Source organism: Legionella sp. W05-934-2 (assembly GCF_964199965.1).
Lineage (GTDB): Bacteria > Pseudomonadota > Gammaproteobacteria > Legionellales > Legionellaceae > JAFIFT01.
The window spans coordinates 265,345-286,892 of the sequence record NZ_CAXMZT010000003.1; the positions used below are offsets into that span (position 1 = coordinate 265,345).

Consider the following 21,548-nt stretch of genomic DNA (forward strand, 5'->3'; position numbering starts at 1 on the left):
AGGGGACGAAGCAATCCACACTCCCCGTCGTTGCGAGGAGCCCTAGCGCAGCGGAGGGGACGAAGCAATCCACACTCCCCGTCGTTGCGAGGAGCCCTAGCGCAGCGAAGGGGACGAAGCAATCCACACTCCCCGTCGTTGCGAGGAGCCGCAGCGCAGCGAAGGGGACGAAGCAATCCACACTCCCCGTCGTTGCGTGGAGCCGCAGCGCAGCGAAGGGGACGAAGCAATCCACACTCCCCGTCGTTGCGAGGAGCCGTAGCGCAGCGAAGGGGACGAAGCAATCCACACTCCCCGTCGTTGCGAGGAGCCGTAGCGCAGCGGAGGGGACGAAGCAATCCACACTCCCCGTCGTTGCGAGGAGCCGCAGCGCAGCGGAGAGGACGAAGCAATCCACACTCCCTGTCGTTGCGAGGAGCCGTAGCGCAGCGAAGGGGACGAAGCAATCCAGAATGCTCGTGGTTTGTTCCATGTGTTTCCAGAGAAAAATAACCTGGAAAAAGAAAAATTTACTATACTCATCCCCTCCCACCCTATAGAATTTATTTCTAAGCGATATCTTCAATAGAAACCTCCCCGCTTAAATAAGTCCAAAAAAAGGAAATAACATGAGTGAACGACAACCTGCCGTATATATCATGGCAAACAAACGAAATGGTACCATCTACACAGGGGTCACCAATGATTTGACCAGAAGAGTATTCGAACACAAATATGCCAATATTGGCGGATTTACCAAAAAATACGGTTGTAAATACCTGGTGTATTACGAACTCGCAGACGACATAATGAGCGCCATAACACGGGAAAAACAACTCAAAGGAGGCTCAAGGCAAAAGAAAATAGCGTTAATTGAAAGTGTGAATCCCTTTTGGGAAGACTTATATGATAAGTTAGTGGAATTATGAGCGATCGCGGTCTTCTGGATTGCTTCGTCCCCTCCGCTACGCTCCGGCTCCTCTTAACTAACTTCACAATTTGTATATTATTTGATCTCAACGATCTTCTGGGCTGCTTCGCGTTGCTCGCAGTGACGACGAAGTTAGTTCGGAACGTTTTTCAGACCCCGTATAAAGGCTCTTAACGACAGCTACTTGCTTATCGATGATCATTCAAAAATAATTAAACCCCAATCTACTGCACAATCTGATCAATCACCGGCAAATCAATCACATCCCCCGTAACGCTAGTCACATGCACATAAGCCACATCGCCTTGACCATTGGATAATTGATACAAATTACCACTACCTTCCGTGCCTAAATTATCGTTTGGCCCTAGCTCAACTTGCTCAGCATTATGAAGGATGACTTTATCGCTGCTATCGCTGATGATTTTTAAAACGGAGACATTCCCTTGATTTTCAAGACTTAAACCTAATTCACTTTCATTTCCGGTTAAACTGATAACAGCATCATAATCAAGTTCAAGCGTATTGCTGCCATTGCCACTCATATCCACCAACTCAAATCCTCCTTGGAAATGATCGTTGATTTCAGTAGAGTACAAATTCATACCCGTTTCATGAAAGACAATCGTATCAATACCAGCACCGCCAATATATCGACCGAGATGACCAAAATCATCGGGTATTTCAAGTGTATCATCCGAATCCATTAAATGAATAATGTTATTAAGCGTTGCCTCGCTAACATCGCTATCAAAGATAGATAATGCCACATCAGCTAGTTTACCAGTACTACCATCCGCATAGGTAAAGGTTGATTCACCAAATACTAACACCTCATCGTTCGCAGCGTTATACGCTTGCTCATCACTCAGCAAATTAATACTAACAATGCCATAACCACTTAAGCTTCTATATTCACCTTCCTCACTGACACCATTCATATTAACATCTTGCCACAATCCAAATTGTGAGAAAGCCGCATCTTGGGCATCAAGCACCCCATCCATATTGGTATCATAGTTTAATCGAAGCCCCGCCAAATCGGTAAAGGCGCCATTTTCCGGATCAGCAAAGATAATTTCAGAACCATCATTCACTTTATTATCCAGGTTTAAATCAATGGCCAAAAACGCTTCCATCGCCCCAATCCAAGCCGACATCATAGGGACACCATTCCCATTAAAATCAAAACGAACTTGAGTGGTAGGGTGGGTGTGTGGGACGAAGGTAAAGCCGTCGTTGTATAAATCGACAATAACTGGGAATACCACGGACGAAGAAATCAACGTTGACAAGTTAGTAAGCGGGAAGGGTACTCCTTGAATGTTTAGTAAGTCGACGAGGATGTCGTTATTGACATTTTGACTATTGCCAACCTGTTGATAAATAAAAGTATGATTAACTCCATCGATGACCGCGTTAAAAGCAACGGTAGCACCAGCATTCCCCAAATCATTCCTTTGTAAATAGTCAACCACTGCTGCCACATGGGAAAAAGATGTTAATTCCAAGGCGCCTAAACTATTAAAAGTGTTCGCATCATCAAATCTAATAATACCATTAGATATTGAGTGTGATTTTACGGTTTGGCTATTGATAGTTAACACGGAGTCTTGTCCGTTAAATCCAACTGTATCTGCTACAGCAAACAGAGATCCTGGGAAAGTACCTGGTAGGTTGATTCGGTCATTAGCAACGTTAAAATCTCGAATAACATCAAATCGTGTAATAGTACCGTTATCACCACTACCACCTAATTTAGCAATCGAGTCTCCACTAGCGAAAACGAAAGTATCGTTACCAGTTCCACCGTCTAGGACATCCTGTCCTTTACCGCCATTTAAAGTGTCATTGCCACCAAGGCCCAGCAACACATCGTCGCCATCACCACCGTTGATTATATCATTAGGATTAGCACTACCTACTATTTGAATATTATCAAACCGAGCGTATTCACCGGGGTCAAGGTTCCCTTCCCCTTCAAATCTAATCCGAATATCGTTACCACCTAAGTAAGACGAGATATCCACACTAAAAGATCCGCTACCGGGGTCGGGGCCATTTCCATCTAACTCTAGTAGTTCTGTCCATGAAGTACTTGCACCATTATAATTACTGGTAATAAATACTCTTACATCTTCACCTGTACTGCTAATATCTTTTTGCCAATCAAACGAAAGCGTTACATTTGTATAGCCTAGAAGCGGTAATTTACCGCTAAGTAGAGATACATTCCCTCCACTACCTGTTCCAGTAAACTCCAACCAGCCTGAATCAATTTTTACTCTTCCTGTATTAGCATTATTATTATCATCCAACTCTTCCCATGGGACAGGCCAAGTTCCACCAGGAGGGTTATAACCTAGGGAGAAATTTTCTTCCCAATTAATAATAGCCCCATTATTTCCTATAAGAACTTCGTTCCTAAATGTCCCATTTAAAACTTGAGTACGATTAAGTACAACATTAGCATTAGCACTTTGACTGCCTGTTGTATTGGTGTAATTAAACGACCCACCATCAGCTGCTCCATTGCTCTCTTCTGTAAACTGCACGTTGCTACCTACGATGCTGGTTGTCCCATCTATAGCAGGTCCGAGTAGTGTTAGATTTGGGATTCCTACTCCACCCATATCATTTTGCGTTAAAGCCCAGATGGGGATATTAATCACATCTTGTCCTGATACCTCAGGTTGATTGGTTAAAATCAAATCATCTCGAACGACAAAGACAGGATTCTGCCCTGGAACGCCAATGTTAAAGGTTGCCGTCGCACTAGACGTATCACCATCATTATCAATTAATGTAAAATCAACTGTCTGATTAATGGCAGTGGTGATTGATGCTGGCGGCGTAAAGGTGTAATTGCCATCATCCATATCCACAAGAAATTGTTCTCCCGAAGGATTAATTGTGATAATCAAGACATGGTTGCCATCAAACGTGTGTGAATTCGACCCATTCGTTGCTATGCCAGAGGTTGATATTGAATTTGGTAAATTATAAGTATAGGTCACGCCATTCACAGTGACTGATTTAATATAACCACCATCTGCGCCAAAACTGCCATCAACTGGGAAAGGATCTGTCAGTAAGTTCCCTGAAATGGGGGCTGCTGTAATAGTGCTGACTAAAACATCAGTTAAGTCATTAATATCTTCGACTACATTAGGGGGGATATCAGCTTGAGCAAAGCCATCATAAGCAATAGGGTCAAGATTTCCAGGAGTTATTCCCGATCCCATAGCTAGTGCATAAGAACGAATATCTTCATCTTCTAAAAACATTGTCCAATCTGTAATCTCAGATCCGGTGATCCCACCACCTTCAGTAGGATTTCCATCAGAAATAAAATATGACAAGTTCTGTGCATCCGCAATCCGCCCGTCAGACTGACCAACCGTTCCTGTATTAAAAGCTGTTTCCGCGGTATCAAGTGCAGCATCAAAATCTGTTAAGTTACCCAAACCTATTTGATTTCCTAATTCTAAATTACTTATCACAGATTTCGCTTCATCAATCGTCATCCATCTATCAACCCCATCGAAAGATGAAGTCGCATCCGATGCAAAAGCTATTATTCTAACTTTAGTCTCACCAAGTGCTTCATATTGCTCTAACAATTCCAAAGACGAATTAATTAAAGTATTAAGTCCCAAATTATTGTTATTGCCCATACTGCCAGACACATCCAGAATCAGCATCAAATTAGTCTTAGCCCCTTCAGCGGCTAGTTCTTGGCGGGAGAAGTTGTAGGCACTGGGTCCATCATCATCAAAGCTAATTAAGCCACCTAAGTCTTCACCGTCAACGTCCACATCCCCATCGCCATCGGTCACTGTTATCGTTGCAGATAACACCCCATTTCCAAGGCTTATGCTTTCATCATAGTTATTAGGTGAATCTGAGTGTCTTAATGAGTCATATTGGGTGACTGTCACGGTCCCATCTTGAGCTAATTCAAAGCGAAGGATCACATCGCCTGCGGCATTATTTCCAGCTCGCCCGGTAACACTGCCATCGCCTTCACTAAATAAATAAATATCGGTGCCATCGGTGGTTTGTAAGCCCGATAAACTGGTGTTAATGGTTAACGATAAGACTTTGGTAGCCCCTTCATCATCAGAGCCTGTTTCACCAGAGTTTGCCGCTGTGCTCACCAATTGCGCACTGGCTTGTCCAATGGGCGTTCCATAAGCATCCGCGACCGTATAATCATCACCATCACCAATGGTTTCATCCAAGGCAATCGTTGCTGCACCAACCCGGGTAATATCAGCACTGGGTCCATCATCATCAAAGCTAATTAAGCCACCTAAGTCTTCACTGTCAACGTCCACATCCCCATCGCCATCGGTCACTGTTATCGTTGCAGATAACACCCCGTTTCCAAGGCTTATGCTTTCATCATAGTTATTAGGTGAATCTGAGTGTCTTAATGAGTCATATTGGGTGACTGTCACGGTCCCATCTTGAGCTAATTCAAAGCGAAGGATCACATCGCCTGCGGCATTATTTCCAGCTCGCCCNGTAACACTGCCATCGCCTTCACTAAATAAATAAATATCGGTGCCATCGGTGGTTTGTAAGCCCGATAAACTGGTGTTAATGGTTAACGATAAGACTTTTGAGCCGCCATCTTGATCTCCTCCAATCGATCCTGAATTAGCAGCAGAACTAACCAATATCGTACTGGCTTGGCCAATGCGGATACCATATGCATCTGTGGTTCCATCATCATCTAATGGGGTATCTGTACCACCTATCGTTTCATCTAAATGTATTGATATTGGATTTAGTGTAATATTTGCAATAGGCACATCATCTTCAATACCCGCAAATACATGATTCGCTGGCAAATCCATAAACCCGCCATTTGAGAAATTAGCGCGAATGGCTTGAGAAATGTCGAAACTCATAAACTCTAGATCATTGCCATTTGCGTTTGGATGGTCGATAGGGCCTGATATCTTTAGTTCTAATGTCCCATCTGGATTTAAATTAAATCGTAATATTTCTGTGTTTGTACCGGTTATTTTTCCTATCAAATCATTCCCCGAAACACTGTACTCAATTTGGGCTTGATTCGATGTGAGCGCTGGTAATGTGCTTGTGGTCCCGTTCCAGGAATATGATACGGTTACACCAGGTGTTGGGTTAAATAATGGGGTTAACGATATCGTGTCTGATATTCTTTGAATCGCTAGGTTTTCAAAGTTTGCGCCAGAGAGCGCATCCTCAAATACTCTAAGAGATCCTAAGACAACCCCTGTAAATAATGGGGTAGGAAGTATCTCACTGGCCTCTATTAACCTGGTTTCTCTTGGTTCAAAGAAAAACACTTCCTCATGAAAAGGCTCAAATGATCTCGATATCGGGCTTGTGGGATACCCAGCAGTGACTGCACCTTGAGCGTAGAGAGGATCGACTACTGTAAATTCTGCGCCACCGCTATTTAATTCGCTTTCTCCTGCGGCGGTCGCTTCTAACGTTTCCATAATCAAGCCAATATCGACACCTTTTTCACTAAATTCATCGATTAATAATTCTTCGATTGTCCTGGCTTCATTGTTATCAACAATGGGTGAGAGACCGGTCAGTGCAACCGGCTTCATGACCTCTAATATCATGGGTAAATGCCCTTGCAAAAGCAAGGCCGCTTGCCCATTGAGAAGAGTTAGAATATCGCCATCCGTTACCGTGCTATTTTGCTTGGCAAAAGATAGCTTGCCATTTGAATCTTCCTTGATTACTAAGCCATTCACCTTTAAAACAGGTTGTACATCGGAATGCTCAGACATCATTTCGCTCAAAGTTATCACATTATATATTTAATAATAGCCTATATGTGACAAATTTTTGTCTATATTAGATAATATTTAATCATTTATTGCTCTTTTTGCTGATTAAGCTAGGCCGTTCGCTTATACTTAGGATAACTACTTGATAAATGGTTAATTTGGCGAATGATGAGCGACAAAAAAATATCTCCGGAGGATAAAGCGTTGTTTCGCCAGGCGATGGCCGGTGTTAAGCCGATTAAAAACACGGAGAAACGGGACGATAAACCGCTAAAGTTTCCCTCTCAGGGCGAAAAACTTGTGCCAATAGATCCTACGTATCCTGAAAATAAAGACAATGCGCGGTTTTTATCAGACGCTATCAATGAACCAGTATTTGACCACACCACCCTATCCTACCAACAAAATCCGCTCCCTCTAAAACGCATGAAGCAATTGAAAAGCGGGACGATTGCTTTTCAAAGTCAACTTGATTTACATGGTTTTCGCGGTGATGAAGCAAAAGCGGCGTTATTAACTTATCTTAAAAAAGTCAGGCTAGCAGGCATTCGATGTGTGTTGATTATTCATGGAAAAGGCAGCTACGGTGCTGAGCCACCACGCATTAAAAATTTGGTCAATGTTTGGCTGCAACAATTGCCCGAAGTGCTTGCTTTTCATAGCGCTATTCCCAAAGATGGTGGCACTGGCGCGCTTTATGTCTTATTAAAACGTTGAATCCAAGCAAAAAAAAATGCTATTATCCGTTCAAATTTTCAGCGCTTAAGATTATGAATAAACGTACCATCATTATTGGCATATCCGGGCCATCTGCTTCTGGCAAAAGCTTATTAGCCAATACCATTGTCAATGAACTTGGTTCAGACCAAGTAGCAGTCATCTCCGAAGATGCCTATTATAAAGATAATGGTCATTTACCCTTTGCTGAGCGTGAAAAAATTAATTACGATCACCCCAATGCCTTTGACCATGCCTTGCTGGCTGAACACCTTAGGCAACTTCAAAAAGGTAAAAGTGTTAAAATCCCTATTTATTCACATTCGAAGCATGAACGGTTACCCGAAACACGGGAAGTGGGCGATCATGCGATCATCGTTCTCGAAGGAATTTTACTTTTCAGTGATCAGAGTTTGCGGGAGTTAATGGATATCCGAATATTCATGTCCACTCCACTTGATATTTGCTTAACCAGACGGCTAAAGCGCGATGTGGTTGAACGCCATCGTTCGTTTGAGTCGGTCATCCATCAATACGAAACAACCGTGCGACCAATGTATTTTCAATTTATTGAACCCTCAAGCCTTCATGCGGATATTATTGTACCGCGAGGTGGGGAAAATCGTATCGCCATTGATATGATTCAAGCAAAAATGCGAGAGTTATTGGCCAATCATGCAACCGACTAAGGAGTTATCCATGGGTTTCTTACAAGGAAAAAAAGCACTAATTTGCGGCCTTGCCAGCAATCGATCCATAGCTTATGGCATTGCCAAAGCCTTTCATGAACAAGGGGCCGAGCTTGCTTTTACCTATCAAAACGATAAGTTAAAAGAGCGCGTTGAAAAAATGGCCGCTGAATTTGGCTCGTCACTTGTTTTCCCTTGCGATGTCGCATCGGACGATGAAATCAATGCTGTCTTTAGTTCATTAAAACAACATTGGTCGCATCTTGATTGCTTAGTGCATTCTGTGGCCTATGCCCCAGCAGATCAAATCGGCGGAAATTATCTTGAAAATGCAACCCGCGAAGGGTTTCGAATTGCCCATGATATCTCTGCTTATAGCCTAGTTGCTCTCGCTAAAGCGGCATATCCCATGATGCAAGACTGCCAAGCCTCCATTATTGCCTTAAGTTACTATGGCGCGGAAAAAGCCGTCCCCAATTACAATGTGATGGGTATTGCTAAAGCTAGCCTTGAAGCGGCTGTTCGCTATCTTGCCTTGAATATGGGTGAAATGGGTATTCGGGTAAACGCCATTTCAGCTGGTCCAATCAAAACATTGGCGGCTTCCGGTGTGAAAGACTTTAAGAAAATGTTGCAATCATATGAGCAAATGACCCCATTACGGAAAAATGTGTCCATTGAAGAAGTGGGGCAAACCGCTGCATTTTTGTGTTCGAATATGGCGTCAGGCATTACCGGGGAAGTGTTGCACGTGGATGCTGGTTTCCATGCGGTGGCGATGTCTTCAGTTGGGGAATAAAAATTTCTTTCCCAGCCACCTATAATTTGCTATAAATTAAGTTACTGATCTTTATTAAGAATGATAAAAATGATGCATCGCTGCCTGGCCCTTGGGCTGGTTGTCTTATCGCTTACCAGTTGTATAAAGCGTGGCCCTAACCCACAAGATCCTTATGAATCACTCAATCGTGAAACGCATAAGTTCAACGTTGCCTTTGATGCAACCATTTTAAGGCCGCCAGCTCGTGTTTATAAAGCCATGGTGCCAGGGCCAATTCGAGGTAGCATTGATAATGCTTATGACAATATTCATATGCTGCCAACGGTTGCCAATGATATTTTACAAGCCCAGTGGCGTGATGCTATCAAGGATTCATGGCGTTTTCTCATTAACTCAACATTAGGCATTGCAGGCTTCTTTGATGCAGCGACCCAAATGGGTTTACCACCGCATAGCAATGATCTTGGTTTAACCTTTGCTAAGTGGGGCGATAAGAATTCTCCTTACATCGTCATACCCTTCTTAGGACCAAGCACGATTCGTGATGGGGCAGGTTCTGTGTTTGACTTTTCTGTTTTCATGCCATACCCCTATATCAATAATGATGCCCTTGTTTATAGCTTGTTAGGCCTTCGTTATATTGATTTGCGTTCTCAACTGTTTGAAACGGATCAATTAATTGCGGAAGCATTGGATAAATATGCCTTTATTCGCGATGCCTATTTGCAAAACCGCAACTATCGAATTAATGGAGCAATCCCTGTGGCTGATGCCGGTTCATTATATGTGGACGAGGAAGAAGTCGGCGATTATATCGACGATGATACGAACAACGGCAAAGCTAACCACAACAACGCTAAAGTTGAGCATGATTCACGTCGTACTGTATCAGCCTGAAATTCCACCCAACACTGGAAATATAATTCGCCTCTGCGCCAATGCAGGGGCAAAGCTCCATCTCATCCACCCGCTTGGGTTTCGTTGGGAAGATAAACAATTGCGTCGAGCGGGCCTTGATTATCATGAATTTGCTGACATCGCACATTACGATAATTTTGACCAATTTGCTGAGCAAAATCAGCAGCGTCGTATTTTTGCTTGCTCTACCAAAGGAAGTCAATCCTTTTGGGATGTCACCTTTGAAGATGAAGACATGTTACTGATGGGACCTGAAACGCGTGGTTTACCCGATGCCATACGCGAACGGTATACGGCTATTCATATTCCCATGCAAGCCCACAGTCGCAGTTTAAATTTGTCGAATGCGACGGCGATCTTACTTTATGAGGCGTTGCGGCAGATTCGGTAGTTTGGGGTAAGGAGTACTATCCAATACCAGCCCGTATGAAGGCCGCAGGCCGTAATACGGGGAAAATTCTCGGCGAAGCAGAGACAACAAAAAAGCATTTCAAGTTTCTACCAAATCAAACGTCAATAGCGTTCATGTAACTTCATTTATCTCGGGTTTTAATCCCGGATAAGTCCATATACGTATTACGGCCTAAGGCCTGAGGTATCTTCAGTTTTTGGGAGATGCCTCAAATTTAGTCGTTGCGAGCGCAAGCGAAGCAATCCAGATCGATGTCACGCTGAAGATTTGTACTGAATTGCTTCGCTTTGCTCTTAACTAACCTCACAATTTGTTTATTATTTGAACTCATCGATCTTCTGGGCTGCTTCGCGTTGCTCGCAGTGACGACGAAGTTAGTTCGGTACGTTTTTCAAGGTCTGTATAAAGGCTCGCAACGACGACAACTTTTTCTTGCTTTAGAAAACTGAAGATACCTCAGGCCGCAGGCCTTCATACGGGCTACGAAAATTTTTGAGGTGCGATGATTTGCGACAGATTCGGAATTTTTTACTTTATTTTACTCGCCAATGCCACCAACAAGTCTTTAGCGATGGTTAAATTGGTTTCTGCTTCGATTTCTCGTATACAGGTGGGGCTGGTGACGTTAATTTCTGTTAGATAATCACCAATGATATCAATGCCCACAAAGTATAACCCCATTTTTTTAAGTGTTGGTCCTACTTGGCTGGCTATCCAATAGTCGCGCTCAGTTAGCGGCTGGACGACGCCTTTAGCACCCGCGGCGAGATTGCCGCGCATGTCGCCTTTGGCGGGAATGCGGGCTAGGGCGTGTGATATGGGTTTGCCATCCACGAGCAATACGCGCTTATCACCGGTTTGATAGATTTCAGGGATAAATTTTTGTGCCATGATTGATTGGCTTTGATTTTTAGTGAGCGTTTCTAAAATGACAGGCAGGTTTAGCCCTTGTTCATCAACAAAAAAGACAGACTTGCCTCCCATGCCTTCTAGGGGTTTAAAAATGACTTTTTGGTGTGTGGCCCAAAATTGGGTTAATCGATGCATATCACGACTGACTAATGTTTCTGGGCAGCACTGGGGGAAATGAAGGGTGAAAAATTTTTCATTGGCATCGCGAAGACTTTGAGGCTTATTGGCAACTAAAACCCCCGCTTTTTCCGCTAAGTCGAGTGTATACGTTGCATAGATGTATTCGATATCAAAGGGGGGGTCTTTACGCATTATGATAATATCATAATCAGCTAAGGGAATATCGCCGATTGCTTTGATTTCAGCCCAGTCTTTTGCCTTATCATCGGTGATTTTAATAGCACTCATCTTGCCAAAAGCGTGTCCTTGGCTGCTATATAAATCCTCCAAAGTTAAAAAATGCACCGTCCAATCCATCGCCTGAGCAGCAAGGATCATAGCAACAGTTGAGTCTTTATACGGCTTAATTTGTGAGGGATGGTCCATCACGATAGCAAGTTTCATCGTCAAAGCGTCCTATAATCTTTCTTTACTTTCTATCGCAGCCAGTTCATAAGCAGCTGCTAGTGCACCAAGCCGAGCAATCACACCATAAATATAGAATCGATTAGGCGAGTTTTCATCATCGCTGATATCAGGCATATTGCAAGGTTCTGCAAATGCTAGCGGCACAAAATGCATGCCAGGCGCATTGAGATTTTCGTCTCGACCACGCCCTTGATGGACTCGATAAAAGCCGCCCACCACATAAGGGCCTATCATATACACCACGGGCTCAGCAACGGCACCACCATCCACAGTTTCAAAGGTATGGACCCCTTCTTGCACAATGACGCGAGAGACTTTCTGACTGCCCTTGGACGCAGCCATTTTAGTACGTAGCTTTCGATTCATGTTTCTGACATCATCGCCATCATGAACCATCATCACACTCATCCCATAGGTGCCATTATCGGCTTTAACAACAGCGAAAGGTGTCTCACGTATCCCCTTTTCTTGATAATGTTGCTTGACTTGAGAAAGTAAAGTATCAACCGCTTGAGCACACTGCTCTAAGCCTTCTTGCGCCATAAAATCGATGCCCTCGACAGATGCATAATCGGGATTAACCAACCAAGGGTCAATATCGATTAGCTCAGCAAACTGTTGGGCTACTTGTTTATAGAAACGAAAATGAGTCGATTTCAGTCGGCTTGTCCACCCAAGTTGTGTGGTTGGCAATATCGTTTGCTCAAGCCCTTTTAGCGAATCTGGAATGCCTGAGGATAAATCGTTATTTAATAACACCAGGCACGGCTTGAACCCATCAATCATAATATGATTATCTTTTCGAATAACAGGTTCGTATAAAATGGTTTCCCCAGAAGCAGCGGTTACCTCATAGGGGGCTTGCTTTTCCCCATCCAGGCTGCCAATTCGAACCTCATAACCAGCTTTTTGTACAATGCCTCTTAAAACAGAAAGGCTTTGGGTATAAAAAGGATTGCGCGTATGGGTTTCCGGTAAAATCAAAACCCGTTTACAGCCTGTTTGATAATTGGCTAAGGTGGCTTGCATTGCCTGCACACAAAGAGGCAAAAACTCAGCATTTAAATTGTTAAACCCCGCCGGGAACAAATTGGTATCCACCGGTGCAAGTTTGAATCCTGCGTGCCTTAAATCAACGGATGTGGTTAAAGGGGGTTGGTAAATTGTCCACTGTTTTCGGAACCAGTCTTCAATCAAATTAACTTGGGAGAGTATCTTTTTTTCCAAAAGATGGAGTGGGCCACGATAGGCCGTAGTAATGTGTGGAACTGTCATCTCATTCGTCAACATGTTGACTCTCCAAGTGTTAGGTGATACAAGTGTTGCAGCATATGTTTTAGATGAACAGTAATAGTAACCGATTTAGACTTCTTAAGTGAATGATTCAGCGAAAAATAATTAAATCAGATGCCAATAATCGATTGGGACTTCAAAGTCAAACCCTCAAAGGACTTTTTTTGTTGTTCCTGCTAGGCTTTGTATGGGGCTCCGGTTATTCCATCGCTCGTTTTGCCATGACCCATGAAGTGCATCCCTTGGGTTATGCCTTTTGGCAATCAGTGGGCCCAGCCATCTTGCTAGGCTTAATTTGCCTAATCAATCGTGATCCAAGCTTACTGAACTCAAAAAATTGGTTCTTTTTTATTGTATGTGGACTTATTGGCATTGCCATTCCTAACACTAATATGTATTTTGCTGCCAGTAAGATTCAAGCAGGTACCTTGGCCGTATTAGTGAATACCGTTCCTTTGATGGTATACCCGTTAGCCTTATTATTTAAACAAGAATACCTTGATTTGAGTCGCTTAGTTGCCATCCTCATTGGTTTATTTGGTTTAGGATTTATTGTCTTTCCTGCGGGCGGTTTCAACTGGCATAGTTGGCAGCTATTAGTCTTAATCACCCCATTAAGTTTTGCCCTTTGTGCGATTTATATTTCTGCTTCCAAGAAAAATGACATTCATCCTTTATCTGCCGCCGCAGGTATGTTGATTGCAGCCTCCTTATTCTTAACACCCATCGTATACAACCAACAGGCATTTTATGCGCTGACATGGCCGATGAATTTGAGCCAAAAAGTCGTGGTTTTAGAGATATTTTTATCCAGTTTAGGCTATCTTATTTTCTTTCGTTTGATTCGACTTGCGGGTCCGGTTTATTATAGTTTGACCGGCGGTGTTGTCGCGGTCACAGGCATATTCTGGGGAGCCTTGCTATTTGGTGAAAGGCCGGATTGGCATGAGTTATTAGGCACGGTACTGATTCTCTTAGCAATCGGTCTGTTATCCTGGCGACAACCCTATCAACCTAACTATGAGTTAAATCATGAATGAATTCCTTACCCAATTAAGCTCATCGATAGTAACGTTTCAATATATTTTACTGATTGTTAACATCATCATCCATTTGTTATTTGCGGGTGCCGTTGCTAAAGATGCGGGTAAAATTAATCAATTAGGCCATCGGACCGCACTAGTTTCCCCCTCCACATGGGCGTTCGCCACATTGTTAGGCGGGGTAATCATAGCAGCTATCTATTGGTTTATTCACCATTCAACCCTTACACGTCCGACAAGCGGAGAAAAATCGTATGAACGAAGTTAACATTCCTTGCATTGATGTCCACGAACTCAAACAAAAACGAGATGAAAATAGTAATCTATGCCTCATCGACGTTCGTGAGCAAGATGAATGGGATCTCATGCATATACCCGGTGCTAAACACCTACCAAAGGACACCATAGCAGAAAGAATCCATGAAGTGACGACCGACAAAAATAAGCCTATTTATCTGCATTGTCGAAGTGGCGTTCGTTCGCTTTATGCAGCCCAGGTGCTCCTTTCGCTTGGTTATCAGCAAGTATTTTCAGTGAATGGTGGGATTCAAGAGTGGGCAATGTTTGGCTATGAAATTGAGGAGTAAGGAGCAGGCTTGCCTGCCTCCTAGCAAATCGCTACAATGCCTGAAGTTTCAATTCTTCATAATTAGTATCCTATGAAACGGTTTTCTCTATTTTGTGCGTTAACTGCGTCTCTTGTGAACGTCTCTGCCCAGCAGCCCAAATTGGTTGTGCAATTAGTTGTCGACCAACTCAGATCGGATATTTTGGCCAGGTACGAGAACCATTTTAGCGAAAAGGGATTTAACCGATTAATTAGTCACAGCGTGGATTACCGCAATGCAACCCATAACCATGCTAACACGGTGACGTGCGTAGGCCATGCAACCATTGCGACAGGCGCCCCCCCTTCTTTCCATGGCATAATTAGTAACAATTGGTTCGATAGGGCTTCAAAAAAGACGGTTTATTGTGTCGATGACCCGAAACACCCCCAATTATCCCAGCCCAAAAACAAAGACGAAGGACGCTCCCCTCGGTGGTTAACCACCACGACGCTTTCCGATGAATGGCGATTGGCAAATAAAGGGCAAGTCTATGCTGTTTCCTATAAAGACCGCTCAGCCATTACCATGGCAGGCCATAGTGGCAAAGCGTTTTGGTTTGATCGCGATATTGCCCAAGTCACAAGCAGTACTTTCTATTTTCAATCGTTACCCAATTGGGTTGAAAAGTGGAATAAAGCGCATCCTGCAAAATCCTATCGATGGGACATGTCTCACCCTGTGACATATTATTACAATCATAAAGCACCAAGATTTGCCAACCGTTTTCCCAATTTTAATGCTAATTTCCCCCATGAAACAGGGAACCCGAAAGGTAAAAAATATAAAAAATTCTTGGCAATGACCCCGCAAGCGGATCATTTAACCAACCAATTTGCTATGGCTTTACTCAAAGAAAAAAAACTCGGTCTCAATCAAAACCAAACCGATTATCTGTCGATTAGTTTTTCAGGTAATGATGCCATTGGCCACCAATTCGGCCCCAATAGCATTGAGAGTGAAGACAATTTATATCATCTTGATAAAGAAATTGGCGATTTGCTCGATGCCATTGATAGCCAAGTTGGCTTGGATAATACACTCATTATATTAACTGCCGATCATGGCGTTAATGATAGTTCGGTGGATTTGATTTCCCGCCATATCAAGCCAGATAACCGGAAAGAAGCCGTTACCGTATCACGACAAATAAAGCGTTTGCTAAAAAGTAAGTGGCATTTGAAAAAGGATGCCATACAAGCGATCGAGCTACCTTATGTGTATTTTAATCATCGCTTAATTTCTGAGAAACATCTCGACTTAGATACCATCAAAAAAAGCATTGCATCCTCGCTCAATGGCATCAGTCCAATTTTTAGAGCAACCCCCATGCCCTATCAGAAGAGCATTGATGACGAACTCGATCAACTCGTCAATGCCATGAGTGTGCCAACACGCAGCGGTGATATGTATGTTGTCCCATTTTCAAATCACTCACTTAGTCCTTATGAAGATGTCCGCGTGATGCATGGCTCACCTTGGCAAAATGACCGCAGTGTCCCGCTCTTGGTGTTTAATGGACGTTGGCGTCATCAAATGATTTATCGGCCCGTCGGCACCACCGACATCGCACCAACGATTAGTTTGTTGCTCGCTATCAAAAAACCAGCATCGGCCATTGGGCAACCGTTAACAGAAGTATTGAGTCAGTTTTGAGAATGCGCTTCTCACACTTGCGTTTGCTCTCATTTATCTTCATAATTAAGCCAGTTATGCATACACGGTGGAAACATGACACAACTTGTTGAATTTATAGCTCACCACTGGCCTTTGGTTGGCGGATTAGTGGTTGTTTTGATCCTCATATGGATTAATGAAATGTTGACAGCTAAACAACAGGCTCAATCGATTTCACCTCAATCGCTGGTCAATTTAATGAATCATGATGAAGTCAAGATTTTTGACCTAAGGCAAAAAGAGGTATTTAACAAAGGCCATATTATTGATGCTGTCAAAGTCAATGCAGAAGAGTTTAACCAACCACATCTTGAAAAATTAAAAAATACCCATACTATTTTAGTATGCGATAATGGCCTGCAATCAGCACCATTAGGTTCCAAGTTGAAAAAGCAAGGCTTTAATCAAGTGAAAGTACTCCAAGGGGGCATCAAAGCATGGACAGATGCCGGTTTACCCCTCGTTAAAGATTAAGGATCATCAATGGCAGACGTGATAATGTACGCCACATGGTCTTGTCCATATTGCCATCGGGCAAAAGCGTTGCTCGATAGTAAAAAGGTTCCTTACCAGGAAATTCGTGTGGATGTGCACCCTGAACTCCGTAAAGAAATGATCGCGCTTTCGGGTCGCCACACGGTACCTCAAATATTCATCAATGGCCAACCAATTGGTGGCTGCGATGAGTTGCACGCTCTGGACGCAACAGGGCAATTAAATCAACTACTCGGTTTAGGGGATAAATAACAATGACTGAAAAAGCAAGCGCAGAAAATAAAAATGAAGCCCAATTCCTGATTCAACGGGTTTATACGAAAGACATGTCTTTCGAAGCACCAAACACGCCAGCCGTTTTCCAGCAAAAATGGGAACCCGAGTTATCTTTAGACTTAAATACCTCACATACCATGCTTGAAAACAGTGTTTATGAAGTCGTCCTTCATGTAACTGCTACAGTTAAAAACGAAGGCCAAGTTGCTTTTTTAGCAGAAATAAAACAGTCTGGGATATTTACGATTAAAGGCGCCCCTGGCGATCAATTAGATCATTTACTTGGTAGCTTTTGCCCCAGTATCCTTTACCCATACGCCCGTGAAGCAATCACTTCCGAAGTCGTCCGAGGGAGCTTCCCACAATTAGTGTTAGCACCTGTCAACTTTGATGCATTATATATGCAACAAAAACAATCCGAAGAGTCTGAAAAGGCACATTAATGACAGGCAAACCTGCCACTTCAATTGCCATACTCGGTGCCGGATCTTGGGGCACCGCAGTGGCCATCCATCTTGCCAGGCAAGGGCACCATGTCATTTTGTGGTCGCACAACCCTGCCAAGGCAAAAAAGATAAACCAAGACAGGATCAATGAGCAATATCTTCCTGGCTTCCAGTTAGCTAAAAGCATTGAGGTCTCTTCGAACCTCGAGGACACAATAAACCAAAGCGATGAAGTTATCATTGCTATTCCTTCGCATGGATTTAACGATCTGCTTCGCTTATTACCCCGTCATCTGAAACGCATTGCTTGGCTAACAAAGGGGATTGATCCTCAAACAAACCGATTATTAAGTCAGTGTGTTACCCAGCAAATGGGAGACCATGTTGCCATGGCAGTCATTTCGGGACCCTCTTTTGCCAGAGAAGTTGCCAACGGGCTTCCCACTGCCATCACCATTGCTGGCAATGATACCGAACACATGAAAACGCTGTTAAACCTTCTTCACCATGACATGCTACGCGTCTATTTATCGGATGACATGATTGGTGTTCAGCTAGGTGGCGCAATGAAAAACGTACTCGCCATTGCCTGTGGAATCAGTGATGGCCTTCACTATGGTGCCAATAGCCAAGCAGCGCTTATTACCCGTGGTTTAGTGGAAATGCGACGGCTTGGACGGCATTTAGGCGCACGTGACAATACCTTTTTAGGCTTAGCAGGGATGGGCGATCTGGTATTAACTTGCACCGATAACCAATCCCGGAACCGCCGTTTTGGAAAATTGCTCGGACAAGGGATTGACATCAAAATGGCGGAACAACAAATTGGCCAAGTGGTGGAAGGAAAATACAATGCCAGCCAAATCCATCAGTTAGGCAAACAATACCAGGTAGAACTGCCTATATCTGAACAAATCTATGCCATCCTTCACCAGAACATTCCAGCCATTGATGCAGTTAAATACCTGCTATCCAGGCCAGCAAAGTTTGAAGATTAAAATCGTGCTTTATACATAGCAAAGTGTGATAGGTTAATCTTCGCGTTCGGCTTACGGCCTTAAACTGCAAAGATAAATTTTCATAAATAGTCAGATCGCCATAGCTTTTTAATTTAATTCCTTTATAATATTCTTTTAACATATTGACTTTATTTTGCTCATGATATTATCCATGTTTATTCGTATCCCGCTTTTATTACTCATTACTACTTCTGCACTGGCAAATATTGATACCCATTTTGAGCAATTAAAAAAAGATCCCAATGCACTCTATCATTTTTTACATGAAATGCCCAAAGGCGGTGAGTTACACTATCATCTTGCTGGTGGTGCCTACCCGCAAGCCATGCTTCAATTAGCCAAAAACAATCAAAAGTTTTGTTTAGATTTAGAAAATAACGCCGTGCAAAAAAGAGAGCAACCCTGTGAAGTACCCACGAAACTCCTATCTAAAAAAGGCATTTATGAACGTTTGTTAAAAGCCTGGACCATGATTGGATTTAAAGCCAAAGATGTACGTGGCGGACATGATCATTTCTTTGCTTCATTTATGAAATTTATGCCTATAGTGAAAGAGTACCACGCTCACATGCTTAAAGATGTTGTTGAACGCGCGGCTAACCAAAATGAACAGTACTTAGAAATTATGGTCTTAACCGACAACGCTGTCTCTACCCAGCTGGCCCCTAAAAAATTAAATTGGAATAAGTTGGATAAGCAACGCAACAAATTACTCGCAAACCCTGCGTTTCAACAAACGATTGACATGACAGTGAGCCAAGCCTCGCACATCTTATCAGATACACATCATTTGCTCAATTGCCAACAAAATCCTGAACAAAAAGCATGCCAGGTCTTGGTGCGCTTTCATTATTATGTATTGAGAGAACAGCCCATTGAGAAGTTGTTTGCACAAGCGTTAAATGGATTTGAAGCGGCGAATCGCAAAGGACCCTTTGTGGGAGTCAACCTGGTTCAACCAGAAGATGGACCAATTTCCATGCGAGATTATCAACGGCAAATGGCTGTGTTTCAATATTTACATCAAGTGTATCCGAATGTGCATATTAGTTTACATGCCGGGGAACTATCGGCAAGATTAGTCCCCCAGAGTGGCTTAACCTCTCATGTTCATGATGCTATTCAAATTGGCAATGCGGAAAGAATAGGCCATGGGGTGGATATTTTATCCGAGCACGATGCGACAGGGACCATGAAAACCATGAAAGAACGTAACATCGCTGTTGAAATCAACCTATCCAGTAACGAAGCGATTCTTGGCATCAGTGGAAAGGAGCATCCTCTGTTGCATTATCTGGCTGCAGGTGTTCCCGTTGTCTTATCAACTGACGATGAAGGGATACTTCAAACCAATCTTACCCAACAATACATGCTGGCGACCACCATGCATCACTTAAACTATGCCACGATAAAGCAAATTAATCGAAATGCCCTCACCTACAGCTTCTTACCAGGGAAGAGTCTATGGCAAGATGCATCAACGGCCACACCTGTTCCCATCTGTTCCAATTTGAACAGCCGTAGCTGTCAATTATTTGTAGCACAAAACCCGAAAGCCGCTCAGCAACGATTATTGGAAGTAGCGATTACTGAGTTTGAAAGCAAGTATCGTTGAAGGATCGCGATTCACTTGATTTTTTAAGCATTATTTTGTAACATCCCCGTCTCGATTTCCCAAAAAGTAGTTTTCCTTTCTCTTTTTGGTTCAATTTGGAGAGATGGCCGAGCGGTCGAAGGCGCACGCCTGGAAAGTGTGTATACGTGAAAACGTATCGAGGGTTCGAATCCCTCTCTCTCCGCCAAATTTAACGTGTTCAGAGCTTACGAATAAGCCCAAACTCACATGCGGCGAGCTATAAAGAATTATTGGGGACTACTTGCTTTGAAGCGGCTAATCGCCTTTATCTTTCTCGTCTAGATCAACAAGCTTCAGAAAAGGTCGCTTTCGATCATTTGATTTAAGCTGGGTAGGCATCGGGGCGGGGTTTGATGTTTCTTCAAAAGAAAACCCTTTGTTGAACTCCGGACCAAATTCCATGCCTCTACCGTTTTCTTGGGCATAAATAGCCATCACCGCTGCTGGATGGATGACAATTTGGGTACTGATCCCAGAAAATTTGGCGGTAAAGATAATTCTGTCATTGCCTAGATGCAACCCCCGAGAAGCGCTGGGGGATATATCGAGGATGATTTGGCCATTGTTGACAAATGCCTGGGGAACTTCAACCATCGGCATGGTGGCATCAACCAACATATAGGGGGTTGCATCATTATCAATGATCCAATCATAGATCGCTCGAATAAAATAGGGCTTATTCGGTGTCATGTGCATAATTAGGCAACCCTTAATTGTCGTTCTGCATCGGTTAAACTATTTTGGAACGAATCTCTTTGGAAGAGTCGATTCATGTATTGGTGAAGAGCAATATGTTGTTTTGGAATCTCGATCCCTAAGGAAGAGAATCGCCACATTAACGGTGCTATGACACAATCAATCAATGAAAATTCTTCGCTTAAAAAATAAGGTTTATCGGCGAATACCGGCTCTAATGCAATAAAGCTATCTTTTAAATATTGCCGGGCTGATTCAGCCTCTTCGCTACCGCTAAGAATAATACGCATTAAGGAATACCAATCCGTTTCTACACGGTGCATCATTTTTCTTGATTCTGCGCGGGCAACGGGATATACCGGCAATAATGGCGGATGAGGAAAACGCTCATCCAAATATTCCATAATAATGCGCGCTTCATATAATACCAAGTCGCGATCGATTAAGGTAGGAATGCTGCCATAGGGATTGATTTCAAGAAGCTCTTCGTTTTGATGATCTAAATCAATTTGGTATATTTCAACATTAACCCCTTTTTCAGCTAATACAATGCGTACTTGGTGTGAATAGATATCTTCAGCGTTGGAATATAGGGACATAACAGTGCGTTTAGCCACAATCGCCATACTAA

General features: G+C 43.1%; 20 protein-coding genes and 1 tRNA gene. 16 read left to right on the plus strand and 5 right to left on the minus strand.

Annotation, left to right across the window (positions count from 1 at the left end; genetic code table 11):
- The first annotated feature begins 608 nt into the window (after positions 1–608).
- Positions 609–908, plus strand: coding sequence for a GIY-YIG nuclease family protein (locus AB3348_RS04850; protein WP_367606440.1), 300 nt, complete (start codon positions 609–611; stop codon positions 906–908).
- A 226-nt stretch (positions 909–1,134) separates the two neighbouring features.
- On the opposite strand, the gene AB3348_RS04855 is transcribed toward AB3348_RS04850, so the two are convergent.
- Positions 1,135–6,732, minus strand: coding sequence for a DUF5801 repeats-in-toxin domain-containing protein (locus tag AB3348_RS04855; RefSeq protein ID WP_367606441.1), 5,598 nt, complete (start codon positions 6,730–6,732; stop codon positions 1,135–1,137).
- 144 nt (positions 6,733–6,876) lie between these two features.
- Between AB3348_RS04855 and AB3348_RS04860 the strand changes: the two genes are divergently transcribed.
- From AB3348_RS04860 to trmL, 5 genes are all read left to right on the plus strand, one after another.
- The gene (locus tag AB3348_RS04860) at positions 6,877–7,428 is read left to right on the plus strand and encodes a Smr/MutS family protein (protein WP_367606442.1); all 552 of its coding nucleotides are present in this window, start codon (positions 6,877–6,879) and stop codon (positions 7,426–7,428) included.
- Between the two features lie 53 nt (positions 7,429–7,481).
- Positions 7,482–8,117 carry a uridine kinase gene (udk, locus tag AB3348_RS04865; RefSeq protein WP_367606443.1) on the plus strand — a complete coding sequence of 212 codons (636 nt, stop codon included), beginning with the start codon at positions 7,482–7,484 and terminating at the stop codon, positions 8,115–8,117.
- Between the two features lie 10 nt (positions 8,118–8,127).
- Positions 8,128–8,916, plus strand: coding sequence for an enoyl-ACP reductase (locus tag AB3348_RS04870; RefSeq protein ID WP_367606538.1), 789 nt, complete (start codon positions 8,128–8,130; stop codon positions 8,914–8,916).
- 69 nt (positions 8,917–8,985) lie between these two features.
- Positions 8,986–9,795: a VacJ family lipoprotein gene (locus tag AB3348_RS04875; RefSeq protein ID WP_367606444.1), complete on the plus strand. Its 810-nt coding sequence runs from the start codon at positions 8,986–8,988 to the stop codon at positions 9,793–9,795.
- A complete protein-coding gene (gene trmL, locus AB3348_RS04880; RefSeq protein ID WP_367606445.1) occupies positions 9,767–10,207 on the plus strand; it encodes a tRNA (uridine(34)/cytosine(34)/5-carboxymethylaminomethyluridine(34)-2'-O)-methyltransferase TrmL in 441 nt (146 codons plus the stop codon). The genes AB3348_RS04875 and trmL overlap by 29 nt, the downstream gene beginning before the upstream one ends.
- A 549-nt stretch (positions 10,208–10,756) precedes the next feature.
- On the opposite strand, the gene gshB is transcribed toward trmL, so the two are convergent.
- Both gshB and gshA read right to left on the minus strand, forming a co-directional pair.
- A complete protein-coding gene (gene gshB, locus AB3348_RS04885; RefSeq protein WP_367606446.1) occupies positions 10,757–11,704 on the minus strand; it encodes a glutathione synthase in 948 nt (315 codons plus the stop codon).
- A 12-nt stretch (positions 11,705–11,716) separates the two neighbouring features.
- Positions 11,717–13,018 (minus strand): glutamate--cysteine ligase, encoded by a 1,302-nt coding sequence (gshA, locus tag AB3348_RS04890; protein WP_367606447.1) that lies wholly within the window; start codon positions 13,016–13,018, stop codon positions 11,717–11,719.
- 89 nt (positions 13,019–13,107) lie between these two features.
- On the opposite strand from gshA, the gene AB3348_RS04895 reads away from it, so the two are divergent.
- The 10 genes from AB3348_RS04895 (at position 13,108) to AB3348_RS04940 (ending at position 20,387) form a co-directional block, all read left to right on the plus strand.
- A complete protein-coding gene (locus AB3348_RS04895) occupies positions 13,108–14,061 on the plus strand; it encodes a DMT family transporter (protein WP_367606448.1) in 954 nt (317 codons plus the stop codon).
- The gene (locus AB3348_RS04900) at positions 14,051–14,332 is read left to right on the plus strand and encodes a hypothetical protein (RefSeq protein WP_367606539.1); all 282 of its coding nucleotides are present in this window, start codon (positions 14,051–14,053) and stop codon (positions 14,330–14,332) included. Before AB3348_RS04895 ends, AB3348_RS04900 begins: the two co-directional genes overlap by 11 nt.
- A complete protein-coding gene (locus AB3348_RS04905; protein WP_367606449.1) occupies positions 14,319–14,651 on the plus strand; it encodes a rhodanese-like domain-containing protein in 333 nt (110 codons plus the stop codon). The genes AB3348_RS04900 and AB3348_RS04905 overlap by 14 nt, the downstream gene beginning before the upstream one ends.
- Positions 14,652–14,723: 72 nt before the next feature.
- Positions 14,724–16,328, plus strand: a complete 1,605-nt coding sequence (locus tag AB3348_RS04910; protein ID WP_367606450.1) for an alkaline phosphatase family protein — start codon at positions 14,724–14,726, stop codon at positions 16,326–16,328.
- 75 nt (positions 16,329–16,403) lie between these two features.
- Positions 16,404–16,823 carry a rhodanese-like domain-containing protein gene (locus AB3348_RS04915; protein ID WP_367606451.1) on the plus strand — a complete coding sequence of 140 codons (420 nt, stop codon included), beginning with the start codon at positions 16,404–16,406 and terminating at the stop codon, positions 16,821–16,823.
- Between the two features lie 9 nt (positions 16,824–16,832).
- Entirely contained in the window at positions 16,833–17,096 is a 264-nt protein-coding gene (grxC, locus tag AB3348_RS04920) for a glutaredoxin 3 (RefSeq protein ID WP_367606452.1), read from the plus strand.
- A gap of 2 nt (positions 17,097–17,098) precedes the next feature.
- Positions 17,099–17,563, plus strand: a complete 465-nt coding sequence (gene secB, locus AB3348_RS04925) for a protein-export chaperone SecB (RefSeq protein WP_367606453.1) — start codon at positions 17,099–17,101, stop codon at positions 17,561–17,563.
- Positions 17,563–18,564 carry an NAD(P)H-dependent glycerol-3-phosphate dehydrogenase gene (locus AB3348_RS04930; RefSeq protein ID WP_367606454.1) on the plus strand — a complete coding sequence of 334 codons (1,002 nt, stop codon included), beginning with the start codon at positions 17,563–17,565 and terminating at the stop codon, positions 18,562–18,564. Before secB ends, AB3348_RS04930 begins: the two co-directional genes overlap by 1 nt.
- A gap of 160 nt (positions 18,565–18,724) precedes the next feature.
- Positions 18,725–20,200, plus strand: coding sequence for an adenosine deaminase (locus AB3348_RS04935; RefSeq protein WP_367606455.1), 1,476 nt, complete (start codon positions 18,725–18,727; stop codon positions 20,198–20,200).
- 97 nt (positions 20,201–20,297) lie between these two features.
- Positions 20,298–20,387, plus strand: a tRNA-Ser gene (locus AB3348_RS04940).
- An 89-nt stretch (positions 20,388–20,476) separates the two neighbouring features.
- Here the strand turns inward: AB3348_RS04940 and AB3348_RS04945 are convergent.
- Positions 20,477–20,917, minus strand: a complete 441-nt coding sequence (locus AB3348_RS04945; RefSeq protein WP_367606456.1) for a ClpXP protease specificity-enhancing factor — start codon at positions 20,915–20,917, stop codon at positions 20,477–20,479.
- A 2-nt stretch (positions 20,918–20,919) separates the two neighbouring features.
- A complete protein-coding gene (sspA, locus tag AB3348_RS04950; RefSeq protein WP_367606457.1) occupies positions 20,920–21,543 on the minus strand; it encodes a stringent starvation protein SspA in 624 nt (207 codons plus the stop codon).
- Positions 21,544–21,548 lie beyond the last annotated feature (5 nt).